The following is a 14,047-nucleotide window of genomic DNA, read 5'->3' as shown; positions in this document are numbered from 1 at the left end:
CGCCGCGCACCTTCCCAGGCGCACGAAAGTCGCTGTAGCACTTTAAGTTGCTGCATGGTTTTGTCCTTAAATCGGATTGATCCAAGGAGAAAGAAGACATGCAGGAGAGCACCGCGCGTTCGAACGATCACGCGAAAATGCTCTAGCACCTTGTTTCCAGAGCAACTTGTCGCCTCCGGTGATATCACTTGAACGCGGGACGCTCTAGGCTACGGTTTGTCGTCACAGCGCTCTATAAACGCTGAATAGGTGATTGTCAGCCTTGCCAAAGCCCGATTTATCATCGCAATTTCATCGCCATGCGCCCCGCCCTGCTCGACCCGCTCTTCTCACCGCTCGACACGCTTCCAGGCATCGGCCCGAAGATCGGTGAACTTTATGCCAAACTGCTCGGCCGTGAAGCGATCGACGACTGCCGCGTCGTCGATCTCGTCTTCCATGCGCCGCATTCGCTGATCGACCGCCGCCAGCAACCAGGCATTGCTCACGCCCCGCAAGGGGTGATCGTCACGATTACCGGCCGGGTCGATCGCCACCAGCCGCCGCCGCGCGGCAAACCCAATCTGCCCTACCGCGTATTCCTGCATGACGAGACCGGCGAGCTGGCGCTCACCTATTTCCGGGTCAAGGGAAACTGGCTGGAAAAGTCGCTTCCGGTTGATGAGACGGTGATCGTCAGCGGCAAGGTCGACTGGTTCAATGGACGGCCGTCCATGGTCCATCCGGACTACGCGGTTCGGGCAAGCGAGGCGGAAAACCTGCCGCTGGTCGAGCCGGTCTATGGCCTCACCGCCGGGCTTTCGCCCAGGACATTGCGCAAGTCGATCGAGGCGGCCGTCGCGCGCGTTCCGGAAATGCCGGAATGGGTGGACGACGCACTGCTCACCAAACAAGGTTTCAGCAGCGCGGCCGACAGCTTCCGGGCGATGCACGATCCCCGTGACGCGACGGATATAGATCCGCAGGCGCCCGCGCGCCGCCGCCTGGCCTATGACGAGTTTCTCGCCGGTCAGCTGTCGCTGGCACTCGTGCGGCAGCGGCTGCGCAAGGTTGCGGGAACGCCAGTTCACGCCACCGGTGTGCTCTCCCGGCCGGTCATCGACGCGCTTCCCTTTTCGCTGACAGCAAGCCAATCCACGGCAATTGCCGACATTCTCAAGGATATGTCTGGCACCGAACGCATGCTGCGGCTGCTCCAAGGCGACGTCGGCTCCGGCAAGACGATGGTGGCGCTGATGTCGATGCTCGCCGCCGTAGAATCCGGCGGCCAGGCCGTGCTGATGGCGCCCACGGAAATCCTCGCCCGCCAGCACCACGCTACCCTGGCCAGGATGGCGGCCCCTGCCGGCATCACGATCGACGTCTTGACCGGTCGCACGAAAGGCAAGGAGCGCGACGCCATCGTCGACCGCATAGCATCCGGCGAAACGCGGATGGTGATCGGCACCCATGCGCTCTTCCAGGACACGGTGAACTACAAGGAATTGACGCTGGCGGTCGTGGACGAACAGCATCGCTTCGGCGTTCACCAACGCCTGCGTCTGACCGCCAAAGGGATCTCCCCGCATATGCTCGTGATGACGGCGACGCCCATCCCGCGCACGCTGGTGCTCGCGGCCTTCGGCGACATGGACGTTTCGAAGCTGACGGAGAAGCCAGCGGGCCGGAAGCCGATCCAAACCGTGACGATCCCGACCGAGCGTACGGACGACATCGTCGATCGACTGGACGCGGCGCTTCGCGAAGGCAAGAAAGCCTACTGGATCTGTCCGCTCGTCGAGGAGTCGGAGGCTGTCGACGTCATGTCCGCCGAAGAAAGATACGAGGGCCTCGCCAAGCGCTTCGGCAACAATGTCGGCCTCGTGCATGGCCGGATGAACGGAGCCGAGAAAGATGCCGTCATGCTCGCCTTCAAGAACGGCGAGATCCGGTTGCTGGTCGCCACCACCGTCGTCGAAGTCGGCGTCGACGTGCCGGACGCGACAATCATGGTGATCGAGCATGCGGAACGCTTCGGTCTTGCCCAGCTTCACCAGTTGCGTGGACGGGTCGGCCGGGGCGACGAGGCGTCGACCTGCATTCTGCTCTACAAGGGACCGCTCAGCGAAAATGGCCGATCACGGCTTTCGATCCTGCGCGACAGCGAGGACGGCTTTATGATTGCCGAGGAAGACCTGAAACTGCGCGGTGAAGGCGAGTTGCTCGGGACACGCCAGTCCGGCACGCCAGGCTTCCGCATAGCCAGCCTGGAAGCGCATGGTGACCTCCTGGAAATCGCCCGGAAGGACGCCGCCTACGTAATCGAGAGGGATCCGGACCTGACGTCGGAACGCGGTGAAGCGCTCCGGACGCTGCTCTATCTCTACCGGCGCGACGAAGCGATCCGCTTCCTGCGCGCCGGCTAGACGTTTCCCAGGATATCTGCAGCGGCTTGCATTCGAGGGTACGCCTCGGTGTCAGGCAGTCTTCTGCTGGCCAATCTTTAATGGTGCATTGGCGAGCGGCTTGTGGTCGGGCGTCACGAGACCGCCTGATATCAGCAGCTTGGCCGCATCCTCCGCGCTCATCTCGAGCGGAATGATCTTTTCACGCGGGATAAACAGCAAAAATCCCGCTGTCGGGATCGGGGTCGGCGGCAGGAAGACAGCCACCATGTCCATGCCACGTTCATCGAACTTCGAGGCGATCTCGCCCTTCACATCCGTTGCAATGAACACCAAAGACCAGATCCCCGGGCTCGGATACTCGATCAGTCCGGCCTTCTTGAAGGAGGACGATTGCTCCTGCAGCACCGTCTGGAAGATCTGCTTGGTGGATTTGTAGATCGTGCGGACGAGCGGCGTCCGGTTGACGAGGGATTCGGCGAGATTCACGATCGACCGACCGACGAGGTTTGCGGTCATGAAGCCGACGAAGGTGATCACGAAAATGGCGACAAGCAGACCGAAGCCAGGAATAGCAACGGGTGAATAGGTGTCCGGATTATAGAAGTTTGGAAGATACGGCTTTACCCAGCCATCGGCCCAATCGATGAACGTTCGCACGAGCCAAACGGTGATTGCCACCGGCGCACAGATAATCAAGCCGGTCAGGAAGTAGTTGCGCAGCCGCGTCGCGATGTAGCTGCGTTTTGAATGTTCCGTCATGCTTTCTTCCGTCTCAACCTCACTCGACGCCGAAGGCAGGATGATAAGCGACGGTGCCCGCCGCCATCGCGCCGGAAAGAGCCAGCGCCATGAAATATTGCGGCGCACAACCGGCGAATACAAGAGCCGATTCGTTGCGGAAACCGAACTTTTGATAATAGGCGGGATCACCGACGACGACGCAGCCGGCTGCCCCTTCGGCCCGCAGCCATTCGAGCCCCTCAAGGACCAGCTGCCTACCGATGCCTTGCGCCTGAACGTCAGGTTTCACCGAGACCGGTCCGAGCCCGAACCAGCCGGTTTCTGCCGGCGTGAGGGTGACGGGCGAAAAGGCGATGTGTCCGACAATCTCGTCGTTCATCTCGGCAACCAGCGACACGCTCAGCGCACCAGCCTCGCGCAGTCGCTCGATGATCAAAGGCTCGCTCTGGTCGCTGTGCGGATGCCCTTCGAAGGCGGCCGCGGTGACGTCGCGGATCGCATTCTCGTCTCCCTGACGCTCATGCCGGACGTAGATCATTCGACGGTCACCGATTTGGCGAGATTGCGGGGCTGGTCGACGTCGGTGCCCATGAACACCGCCGTGTAATAGGCAAGCAACTGGATCGGCAGCGAGAAGATCATCGGGGCGATGATTTCGTCGACATTCGGCAGCACGATCGTCGCCATGGTTTCGAGCTTGGAGGCCGCAGCCCCCTTCTCGTCGGTGATGAGAATGATACGGCCGCCACGAGCCGCCACTTCCTGCATGTTGGACACCGTCTTCTCATAGAAGCGATCGTGCGGCGCGATGACGATGACCGGCATGTTCTCGTCGATGAGCGCGATCGGCCCGTGCTTCAGCTCACCGGCGGCGTAGCCTTCGGCGTGGATGTAGGAGATTTCCTTGAGCTTCAGCGCGCCTTCCATCGCCAGCGGGAAGCTGGTGCCGCGGCCGAGATAGAGCACGTCGCGGCATTTCGAAAGCTCGCGCGACAACAGCTCGATCACGGGCTGGATGGCGTTCAGCACCTGGCCCATGATGCGCGGCATTTCGGCGAGATGCCGCACCAGGACACGCTCTTCCTCGGCACTCACGGTACCACGGGCACGGCCGGCACCGATTGCCAGCGACGCGAGAACTGCGAGCTGGCAGGTGAACGCCTTGGTGGAGGCGACGCCGATTTCCGGACCGGCGAGGATCGGGAACACCGCGTCGGACTCGCGGGCGATCGTCGATTCGCGCGTGTTGACCACGGCACCGATCTTCAGGCCGAGTTCCTTGCAGTAACGCAGCGATGCCAGCGTGTCGGCCGTTTCGCCGGACTGCGAGATGAACAGCGCCGCGGCCTCAGGCGAGAGCGGAATTTCGCGATAGCGGAACTCGGAAGCAACATCGATTTCCACCGGCAGCCGGGCGTAACGCTCGAACCAGTACTTGCCGACGAGACCGGCGAGATAGGCCGTGCCGCAGGCCGAGATCGCAAGGCTCGGCACCTTGGCAAAGTCGATGGCGCCGTCTGCTGCCTTGATGCGGTTGCCGGCAAAGTCGATGTAGTGGCTGAGCGCGTGGGCAATCACCTCCGGCTGCTCATAGATCTCCTTCTCCATGAAGTGCCGGTGGTTGCCCTTGTCGATCATATAGGCGGCGGCCGAAGAGATCTGGCGCGGCCGATCGACGGCATTGCCGTCAAGGTCGAAGATATGCACACCGTTCGCACCGATCACCGCCCAGTCACCGTCGATCAGATAGGTGATCTCGTTGGTGAAGGGCGCAAGCGCAATGGCGTCGGAGCCGAGGAACATCTCGCCCTTGCCATGGCCGATCGCCAGCGGCGGACCGTTGCGTGCCGCCATGATCGTCGACGGATCGTCCTGGTAGAGCACGGCCAGCGCATAGGCGCCGGTGACGCGCTTCAGCATCGCGTGCATTGCCTCGCGCCGGCCAAGGCCTTCGCGACGGAACTTGGAGAGCAGATGAGCAACGACCTCGGTATCCGTCTCGGTCTCGAACTTGGCACCACTGCCGATCAGTTCGTCCTTCAGGTCGGCGAAGTTCTCGATGATGCCGTTGTGGACGACGGCGACACCGTCGGTGAAATGCGGATGGGCATTGCGCTCGGTTGGCGCGCCATGGGTCGCCCAACGCGTGTGGGCAATGCCGATCGTGCCGGCGAGCGGCTGTTCGCGAAGCCGGATCTCGAGATTGACGAGCTTGCCCTCGGCGCGCCGGCGCTCCAATGCGCCACGGGTGATGGTCGCGACGCCGGCGGAATCATAGCCGCGGTATTCGAGACGCTTCAGCGCATCGACCAGTCGCTCCGATACCGGCTGGTTGCCCACGATGCCAACAATACCGCACATAGTCGTCTCCGATTTGTCCCCGCGCCGGTCGTGGCGCCTCAGCCTAGGGGCGGATCTCCCGCCTCTTGCGCTGCCTTGGTAAAGCATTTGCCGGGCGAGGCAATCCGCCCCGATTTCACTTTCGGTTTCAGTATTTAACGCTCTGCAGGTTTCCCCAAAATCGCAGCCGACACTGGCAAGAAATCGACAGCGATCCAGGCGCCACAGCGACCTTTGCACGTCCCACAGGACGCGCAGCGATCTTGGCCTATTCCGCAGCCTTCGCAGCCTTCTTGGCCGCCTTCACCGCCTGGTAGCGCTCACGCAGCAGTCGTGCCCGACCCGGCTTGATCTCCTGGCGCGCACGGCCGAAAGCGACGGCATCCGCCGGAACATCCTCCGTGATCACGCTGCCCGAGGCAACCAGGGCGCCGTCCCCGATCGCCACCGGTGCAACCAGCGACGAATTCGAGCCGATGAAGGCATTTTCGCCGATCCTGGTCTCGTGCTTGTTCACGCCGTCATAGTTGCAGGTGATCGTACCTGCACCGATGTTGGAACCTGCGCCGACGAAAGCATCGCCGATATAGGTCAGGTGGTTGACCTTGGCGCCAGCGCCGATCTCCGCTTTCTTGACCTCGCAGAAATTGCCGACCTTGGACTTTTCGCCGAGATCTGCGCCCGGACGCAGTCGCGCGAACGGACCAACCGTCGCCCCTGCCCGGACCGTCGCACCCTCGACATGCGAGAAGGCATGAATGATCGCGCCGCTCTCCACCCGCGCGCCGGGGCCGAAAACGACATTCGGCTCGATCAGCACGTCCTGCCCGAGCACCGTGTCCCAGGCGAGGAACACCGTTTCCGGCGCAATCATCGATACGCCCGACAGCATCAGTTCGTGGCGCCGGCGCTGCTGCCAGAGCCGCTCGATGAAGGCGAGCTCCGCGCGCGTGTTGCAGCCGGTCAATTCTTCTTCGGGGGCCTCGACGGCGATCGCCCGGCCGCCGATTTCGCGCACGATCTCGACGAGGTCGGTCAGGTAGTACTCGCCCTTGACGTTGGCGTTGCCGATACGGCCGAGCAGATCGAGCGCCTTGCGACCGTCGATCGCCATCAGCCCGCCGTTGCAATAGGTGATGCGGCGCTCTTCTTCGGTCGCATCCTTGTGCTCGCGGATGGCGAGCAAGGCACCATCCTTGACGATCAGACGGCCATAGCCGCTCGGATCCGCCGCCTCGAAGCCGATCACCACCACGTCGTTGCCGGCGGTAAGGCCGTCACGGGCCGCCTTGAGCGGCTCTGGCGTGATCAGTGGCGTGTCGCCGAAGACGACGAGAATGTCGTCATAGCCTTTTGCAATGGCGTCACGCGCGGCGAGCACCGCATGCCCCGTACCCAGCCGTTCCTTCTGCAGATAGGAAGAAACCGAAACACCGCCGACATCGGCAGCCGCCGAAACCGATTCCGCATCGCGACCAACCACCAGGGCGATATCGGAGATCGCGGCGCTCGCTAGCGCCTGAACGACATGCGCGATCATAGGCCGGCCGGCAACCGGATGCAGCACCTTCGACATGGACGATTTCATCCGCGTGCTTTCACCCGCAGCCAGAATGATGGCCAGGCACGTGCGTTCCATACAATACTCTCCTTGGTCTTTCCGAGGCTGAAGCCCCTCGCACAATTCCTTAAATCGAAATCGGCTCAAGTACAAAATCACGCTCGATTCGGCGCGGTGGTACCGCCAAGATATTGCGAGAAGCATAATTCTCACAATCACGTCGCATTAACCGGCTTAAAACCGGATGATGGCATAAGAAGGCGCGGAGCCTGTGTCAGCAAACAGTGCGGGTGCATCGCTCCCCCGGGGGGAACGAAACCGCAATGCATAGCCGCACCGAATTGGATGTACAGGCACGACCGGCGAGCGTGACCCTCAGCTTCGTCCGCTCACCGTTGTTCCTGCTTGCCTTCTCTCTTGGCGTGCTCGCGCTGCTGCTCTCCATCACGATCCCGCAGCCGATCGGCCCGATGTTCTGGGATCACTATCTTTATCTCGATGCCGCCAACCGAATTCGAGACGGCCAGGTGCCGTCGGTCGATTTTTTCACGCCCGGCGGCGCGCTCGGCTACTACTTGTTCACGGGTCTGCAGGGCATCTTCCCCAACGGCCAGCCCCTGTTGTTGGCGAGCTGGTGCCTGCTGCTCGTCACCGGGCCGACGATCGCTCTCGTCGTCTTCGACATCCAAAAGCGGTCGGCGTTGCTTGCCTATGCGATCCTGCTGCCGTTTCTGGCCTTCTCGGTGCTGCCGTTCAACACCGGCGATTTCTATCCCTACCCCGGCTCTGATGGTTTCGGTATCTACAACCGCCAGGTCTGCCAGCTGCTCTACGTGCTGGCGGCAGCACTGGTTCATGTCCGCGACCGCCGTATCCTTGTGCTTGTGGTTGCAGCGGCGATGGCCGCTCTCTTCTTCGTGAAGATCACCGGCGTTGTTGCCGGCACTGTCCTTTGCCTGATGGCCTTTGCCGCAGGCCGCATCGCTCTCAAATCAGCGGTCACTGCTGCCTTGCTGTTCTTCGCCGTGCTCGGCGTGGTCGAATTTTCGGTGGGCGCCGTTTCGGCTTACATCGACGATATCCTTGCGCTTCTGGCGGTCAACGATGGCAGCCTTTTGCCACGCCTGCTACAGGCCGCATCGCTCAACGCCGGCCTGCTGATCCCAGCCGGACTGCTTACGCTGGTGCTTTTCGTGACGCACCTTCCACCCTTCGCGCGGTCCTTGCGGCAGCTTGGCGGGCGGCCCTCTGCTTCGGCGCTCGCTCAAGTCTTCGACCAACCGTCCTTCTGGCTGGCCGCCTTCGTCCTCGCCGGCGTACTTTTCGAAAGCCAGAACACCGGCAGCCAGGCCTTTATCTTTCTGCTGCCTCTGCTCCTCAAGATCGTAGCCGACGAGGTCACCGGTGGCGCGCCCAAGCGGCGTGCGATCACAGCGGCCATTCTTGCAATAGCGGCCGCGCTGCCTCCGGTCACCGCCGTCCTACAAAAGAGCGCTCGCGCCTGGATCGGCGCGATCAACAATGTGCCGCTCGAGAGCCGGAACCTCAAAACGATGGGCGCCGTCAATCTCCGCCCCATCCTGGCACTGCGCGCGGAGCGCCTGCGCGAACTCTACGCGGCCCATCGCCCCACATTCGATGCTTTCGCGGATGCCGGCGAGCTGCCGTCCTTCCTGCTTTACAGCGATTTCGATTTCCAGGCGGGCTGGCTGAAGAATGTGGACGACGCCATCGATGCAATGCGTGCTTACGAAGCCGCAAATAGCGTGCACTTCAAGACGATCCTCAACATCGACTTCACCAATCCCTTTCCCTGGCTGATGGATCGCCGCGCCCCGCACCATGTCGCCATCGGCGCCGATCCCTTCCGCGCCGTGCCGCCGCCGAATGAAAATGTCCGCGCCGCCGTCCGCGCGGTCGACGTCGCGCTCGTGCCGACCTGTCCGGTCACCAACGTCAACCGCATGCTGCTGTCGCTCTATCTGCCGAGCCTCGAGCCCGGCCATAGCCGGGTGCCGCTGACCAAGTGCTATGACGCCTTCATCCGCAACGACCTGAAGGCTGCGGCCAGCGGCTCTTGAGAGTTGGCGACTAGGCCTCGGGCCGCAGCCGGCTCTCGGTCAAAAGCCCGCTCTCCTCCAGGATCGGATAGGCGACGGACGCGACGTGGGCGTTGACGCGCTTGAGGTCGCGCAGCATGTCGAGGTGAAGCGAACTGGTCTGCAGGCTCTGAACCAGCCCGTCGCGCAGCCGCTCGATGTGCCGCTCGGCCGAACGCTTCTCCATGTGGCGAACGCTCACCTTCACTTCGATAAGCTGCCTGGCAAGATCGGCATTGCGGCTGACGAAGATGGACTGGGCAACGCGAAGATTGTCGATCGTCAGATTGAAGAGGCTTTTCAGCTCCTGATAGCCCTCCTCCGAGAATTTCAGTCCGTTGTTGACCTTTTTGGCAATCTCCTCGCAGAGCCCCTTCTCGATGATATCGCCCATATGCTCGAGGTTGATGGCATAGTCGATGATGACGATCGAGCGCCGGCCGTCCTCCTGGCTCAAGCCATCGCGCCCCAACCGCGACAAGAAGATCTTCACTTCCTGCTGCAGCTGGTCGACCTGCTTTTCGAACTTGCCGATGTCGCGAATATCCGAGAGATCATTGTTTTCGAAGGCGCTCGCGGCGCGCATCAGCATCGTTTCGACCAGATCCCCGACGCGCAGAACCTCGCGGGTCGCCCCCGACAGCGCCATGACCGGCGTATGCAGCGCATTTTCATCGAGGTAGCGCGGTCCGCTCTCTTCGGTCTCCGTATCGGGAATGAACCGGACCATCAGTTGCGACAACGGACCGGCAAAGGGCCATGCGAGGATCGCCACGGCGAGATTGAAGGCAAGGTGGATATCGACGGGCAGGTTTTGCTGCGGCAGCGGCAGGCTTTGCAGGAACTCCACACTCATGCTCGTCAACGGCAGTGCGATCAAGCAGCCGATCGCGCGAATGACGAGATTGCCGAGGGTGACGCGGCGCGCCGATGGAGCGGAGGCCAAGGTTGCCATGACCGGCGGGATCGCCCCTCCGAGGTTCGCACCCAGCACGAGCGCCACGGTCAGCCCAACGGTCAGGATGCCTGCAGACGAGAGCGAGAGCACCAGCATGACGACCGCCAGACTGGAGGAAGAGGCGAAGGCAAGCCCGGCGGATATGATGAGCGCGACAGGCCACGCACTGTCGAGCATGCCAAGGAAGGCGGCAAGTGCTGGAGAATCACGCATCGGCTCGGTCGCAGAGCCCAGCAGATGCAGCGACAGCAGCATGAGGCCAATGCCGACGAACGCCGCCCCGAGACCCTGGCGGGCATTCGAACGACTGGCGCGATGCAGAACCACGCCGACGAGGATTACCAGCGGTGACAGCCACTCGATACCGGTTGCGACGATCCAGGCCGTCAGGGCGGTGCCGACATTGGCGCCGAGGAGCACGATCTGGGCCATGCGCGAGCGCACCAGCCCTTTTTCCACGAACGACGCGGTCATCAGTGCCGTAGCCGTCGAACTTTGCAAGGCCAGCGTCGCGACAAGCCCGGTCGCAAAAGAGCGGACGCCCCCATTGGTTCCTTGGGCGAGGGCGGCGCGCAAACGTGCGCCGAAAGCACGCGTTACGCCATCCTTGACGAGCGACAGCCCGAAAAGAAGCAGCGCTACTGCGCCGAAAAGATTGACCATCACGATTGTCGACTGCATGGCATGCCTTCCCGCGGGGTCTTCAGAATCGCCCCTAACTCCTGCAACAGAACCACAGATCCAACGCGTATTCGACTCAATCTGACAGATAAATTTCGATTGCCGGCTAATGAATCCGACACGGATTGTACCGAGTGCGCCCAATGCGTCGAGCGGGCCTTGGCGACCTCTCACTTTTGCCACGACGGACTGGTGGCAGGCATTGAAAACCGGGCAATCGGGGTGGACGAACCATCGCACGCGTGCGCGCAATTTGCGGCAAACAACCCTTCATTTCCTGTTTCGTTTGTTTTAAGGAACGATTTCGTTTGGCCGTTGGCCACCGCATTGCAAAGAGGTTTCTGCCCCCATGCTCGAATTCCTGAGAAGCGCTGCCCAGACCTGGGTCGTCAAAGGCCTGCTAATCGTTCTCGTTCTGTCGTTCATGGTGTGGGGCGGCTCATCGCTGACGATGACGAACCAGTCGGATGCGGTGGTGGTCGTCGGCGACGTCAAGGTCAAGGCGCCGGAGTTCCGGCTCGCCTATGAAACCATGCTGGCTCAAGCCTCCCGCCAACTCGGCACCCGGTTGACGCCGCAGCAGGCCCGCGCCTTCGGCATCGAACAGCGCGTCTATTCGCAGGTCGTCGCCGGCGCTGCTCTCGACCAGCTTGCCAACGACATGAACCTCGGCCTTTCGCAGGATCGGCTGGCCAAGCTGATCGCCGACGATCCGGCGTTTCACAGCGTCAACGGCCAGTTCGACCGCCTGACGTTCTCGAGCGTTCTGCGCAATGCCGGCCTGCGCGAACAGGACTATATCAACAGCCAGAGCCAGACGGCTATCCGTTCCCAGATCGTCGACGCGCTGTCGGACGGCTATGCCGCACCCAAGGTCCTGACCGACGCGATCGGCGCCTACCGCCACGAAAAGCGCACCGTCGACTATCTGCTGCTCTCGAACGCCAATATCGACGCCGTGAAGGCACCGGGAGACGATGTACTGACGCCCTGGTACGATACTCGCAAGGCGAACTATCGCGCCCCGGAATATCGCAAGATCAGCTTCGTGAAGCTCGAGCCGGTCGACGTCGCAGACACTGCCGCCGTTACCGATGATCAGATCCGCGCCGAATATGACCGGCGCAAGGAAAGCTTGCGCACCCCTGCGACGAGGACCATCGAGCAGCTCACCTTCCCGTCGCGTGCAGCGGCTGACGCGGCATCGGCCAAGCTTTCTTCCGGCACGAGCTTCGACGACCTGGTGAAGGCCGAAGGCAAGACGTCGGCGGACGTCCTTCTCGGCGAGTTCACCAAAGATCGCGTGCCTGACGCCAAGATCGGCGAAGCGGCCTTCGCAATTGCCGCCGACGGCGGCGTATCTCCGGTCGTCGACGGCGCCTTCGGCCCGGTCATCGTCCGTGTGACGAATATCCGCCCGGAAGCGGTCCGCAGCTTCGACGAGGTGAAGGAAGAACTGCGCAAGGACCTTGCCCTTTCCGTGGCAAGCGAAGAAGTCATGCGCCTCCACGACAAGATCGAGGATGAACGCGCGTCGGGTGCTCCGATCAAGGAAGTCGCCGACCAGCTCAAGCTGAAACTCGTGACCATCGACGCGACCGACGCTACTGGCAAGGACAAGAACGGCGACGACGTTGCCGGCCTGCCGGAGCAGACAGCCCTTCTACAGGAAGCCTTCAAGGCCGATGTCGGCGCAGAAACACTCCCGGTCAATGTCGGCCGCGACGGTTATGTCTGGTTTGACCTCGACGAAGTCATCCCTGCGCGCGACCGCACACTGGACGAAGCTCGCGACGAAATCGGCGCCGACTGGATGGCCGAACAGCAGCGCGCCGCCCTTGCCAAGAGGGCCGGCGAGCTCAAGCAGCGTGTCGAGCAGGGCGCAAAGCTCGCCGACATCGCCAATGAACTCGGCCTCGCCGTTGAAACGAAGTCCGGCCTGACGCGCTCCACCTCGGACGCGGCCCTCAGCCCGGCTGCCGTCGCTGCTGCCTTCTCTGGCCCGAACGGTTTCGTCACCAACGCTGCCGGCATCGGTGGCGAGGGACAGGTGCTCCTGCAGGTAACCGCAGTCGAAGACGGCGGCCCGACGGACGCGCTGCAGGACGATAGCCGTCAGATCGAGGCCATGGCCCGCGTCAGCGGCGAAGACATCCTGGATCAGATGGTCGCCACGTTGCAGGCCGCCTACGGCGTGTCGATCAACCAGACGCTTGGCGAAACCGCCGTCGCGCAACGATAGGCCCAGAGGAAACAACCGATGAGCGATCTCAAGCCATTCGTTGCCAAGGTCGCCGCCCGCGAGGCGCTGAACCGCGAAGACGCACGTGCCGCCTTCGAAATCATCATGTCGGGGGCCGCGACGCCATCGCAGATCGGTGGCTTCCTGATGGCGCTGCGGGTGCGCGGCGAAACGGTCGATGAGATCGTCGGTGCGGTCGGCGCCATGCGTGCTCGCATGCTGCCCGTCGATGCACCGGCCGATGCGGTCGATATCGTCGGAACCGGCGGCGACGGCGCCGGCACCTACAACATCTCGACGCTTGCATCGCTCATCGTAGCTGGCGCGGGCGTCCCGGTCGCCAAGCACGGCAACCGCGCACTGAGCTCGAAGTCGGGCACCGCCGACGCGCTTTCGTGCCTCGGCGTCAAGCTCGACATCGGGCCGGAAGCCATCTCGCAGTGCATCCGTGAGGCAGGCGTCGGCTTCATGTTCGCGCAGCAGCATCATTCGGCAATGCGCCATGTCGGCCCTACCCGGGTGGAACTCGGCACGCGTACGATCTTCAACCTGCTCGGCCCGCTTTCCAACCCGGCAGGGGTCAAGCGCCAGCTCGTCGGCGTCTATGCGCCGCAATGGGTGCAGCCGCTCGCCGAGGTTCTGCGCGATCTCGGGTCTGAAAATGTCTGGGTCGTTCACGGCGAAGGCCTCGACGAGATCACCACGACCGGCACGACGCAGGTGGCTGCTCTCGCGGACGGCAAGATTTCGACCTTCACGCTGACGCCCGCCGATTTTGGCCTTCAGACAGTGACGCTCGATGCACTGAAGGGTGGCGACGGCGCACACAATGCCGTTGCGCTCCAGGCCGTGCTCGATGGTGCCGAGAACCCCTACAAAGACATTTCCCTTGCCAATGCGGCGGCATCACTGATGATAGCTGGACGGGCAAAGGACCTCGGCGAGGGCATGGCCCTCGCCCGCCAGTCGCTTTCGAGCGGCGGCGCCAAGATGGCGTTGCAGCGCCTGATCAGCGTTTCGAACGCGGCCTGAGGAAGG

9 protein-coding genes are annotated in these 14,047 nt (G+C 62.6%); 4 read left to right on the top strand and 5 right to left on the bottom strand.

The window, feature by feature from the left end; translation table 11 throughout:
* Positions 1–299: 299 nt before the first annotated feature.
* A complete protein-coding gene (gene recG / locus LAC81_RS07320) occupies positions 300–2,405 on the top strand; it encodes an ATP-dependent DNA helicase RecG (protein WP_223727278.1) in 2,106 nt (701 codons plus the stop codon).
* A gap of 51 nt (positions 2,406–2,456) precedes the next feature.
* On the opposite strand, the gene LAC81_RS07315 is transcribed toward recG, so the two are convergent.
* The 4 genes from LAC81_RS07315 to glmU all read right to left on the bottom strand — a co-directional run bounded on the left by LAC81_RS07315 (position 2,457) and on the right by glmU (position 7,107).
* Complete coding sequence (locus LAC81_RS07315; protein ID WP_223727277.1) at positions 2,457–3,146, bottom strand: DUF502 domain-containing protein; 690 nt, start codon at positions 3,144–3,146, stop codon at positions 2,457–2,459.
* Between the two features lie 19 nt (positions 3,147–3,165).
* Positions 3,166–3,663 carry a GNAT family N-acetyltransferase gene (locus LAC81_RS07310; RefSeq protein WP_419195817.1) on the bottom strand — a complete coding sequence of 166 codons (498 nt, stop codon included), beginning with the start codon at positions 3,661–3,663 and terminating at the stop codon, positions 3,166–3,168.
* On the bottom strand, positions 3,663–5,489 hold the full coding sequence (gene glmS / locus LAC81_RS07305) for a glutamine--fructose-6-phosphate transaminase (isomerizing) (protein ID WP_223727275.1): 1,827 nt from the start codon (positions 5,487–5,489) through the stop codon (positions 3,663–3,665). The genes LAC81_RS07310 and glmS overlap by 1 nt, the downstream gene beginning before the upstream one ends.
* A gap of 247 nt (positions 5,490–5,736) precedes the next feature.
* Complete coding sequence (gene glmU, locus LAC81_RS07300) at positions 5,737–7,107, bottom strand: bifunctional UDP-N-acetylglucosamine diphosphorylase/glucosamine-1-phosphate N-acetyltransferase GlmU (RefSeq protein ID WP_223727274.1); 1,371 nt, start codon at positions 7,105–7,107, stop codon at positions 5,737–5,739.
* Between the two features lie 245 nt (positions 7,108–7,352).
* Here glmU and LAC81_RS07295 point away from each other — a divergent pair, with 245 nt between their 5' ends.
* Positions 7,353–9,110 carry a hypothetical protein gene (locus tag LAC81_RS07295; protein WP_223727273.1) on the top strand — a complete coding sequence of 586 codons (1,758 nt, stop codon included), beginning with the start codon at positions 7,353–7,355 and terminating at the stop codon, positions 9,108–9,110.
* A gap of 10 nt (positions 9,111–9,120) precedes the next feature.
* On the opposite strand, the gene LAC81_RS07290 is transcribed toward LAC81_RS07295, so the two are convergent.
* A complete protein-coding gene (locus LAC81_RS07290) occupies positions 9,121–10,767 on the bottom strand; it encodes a Na/Pi cotransporter family protein (protein ID WP_223727272.1) in 1,647 nt (548 codons plus the stop codon).
* A 349-nt stretch (positions 10,768–11,116) separates the two neighbouring features.
* Between LAC81_RS07290 and LAC81_RS07285 the strand changes: the two genes are divergently transcribed.
* Together LAC81_RS07285 and trpD are read left to right on the top strand one after the other, a co-directional pair.
* The gene (locus tag LAC81_RS07285) at positions 11,117–13,009 is read left to right on the top strand and encodes a peptidylprolyl isomerase (protein WP_223727271.1); all 1,893 of its coding nucleotides are present in this window, start codon (positions 11,117–11,119) and stop codon (positions 13,007–13,009) included.
* 18 nt (positions 13,010–13,027) lie between these two features.
* The gene (trpD, locus tag LAC81_RS07280) at positions 13,028–14,041 is read left to right on the top strand and encodes an anthranilate phosphoribosyltransferase (RefSeq protein WP_223727270.1); all 1,014 of its coding nucleotides are present in this window, start codon (positions 13,028–13,030) and stop codon (positions 14,039–14,041) included.
* Positions 14,042–14,047 lie beyond the last annotated feature (6 nt).

The sequence above is a fragment of the Ensifer adhaerens genome (assembly GCF_020035535.1).
Taxonomy (GTDB): domain Bacteria; phylum Pseudomonadota; class Alphaproteobacteria; order Rhizobiales; family Rhizobiaceae; genus Ensifer.
This window is presented reverse-complemented; position numbering and strand designations above follow the sequence as displayed.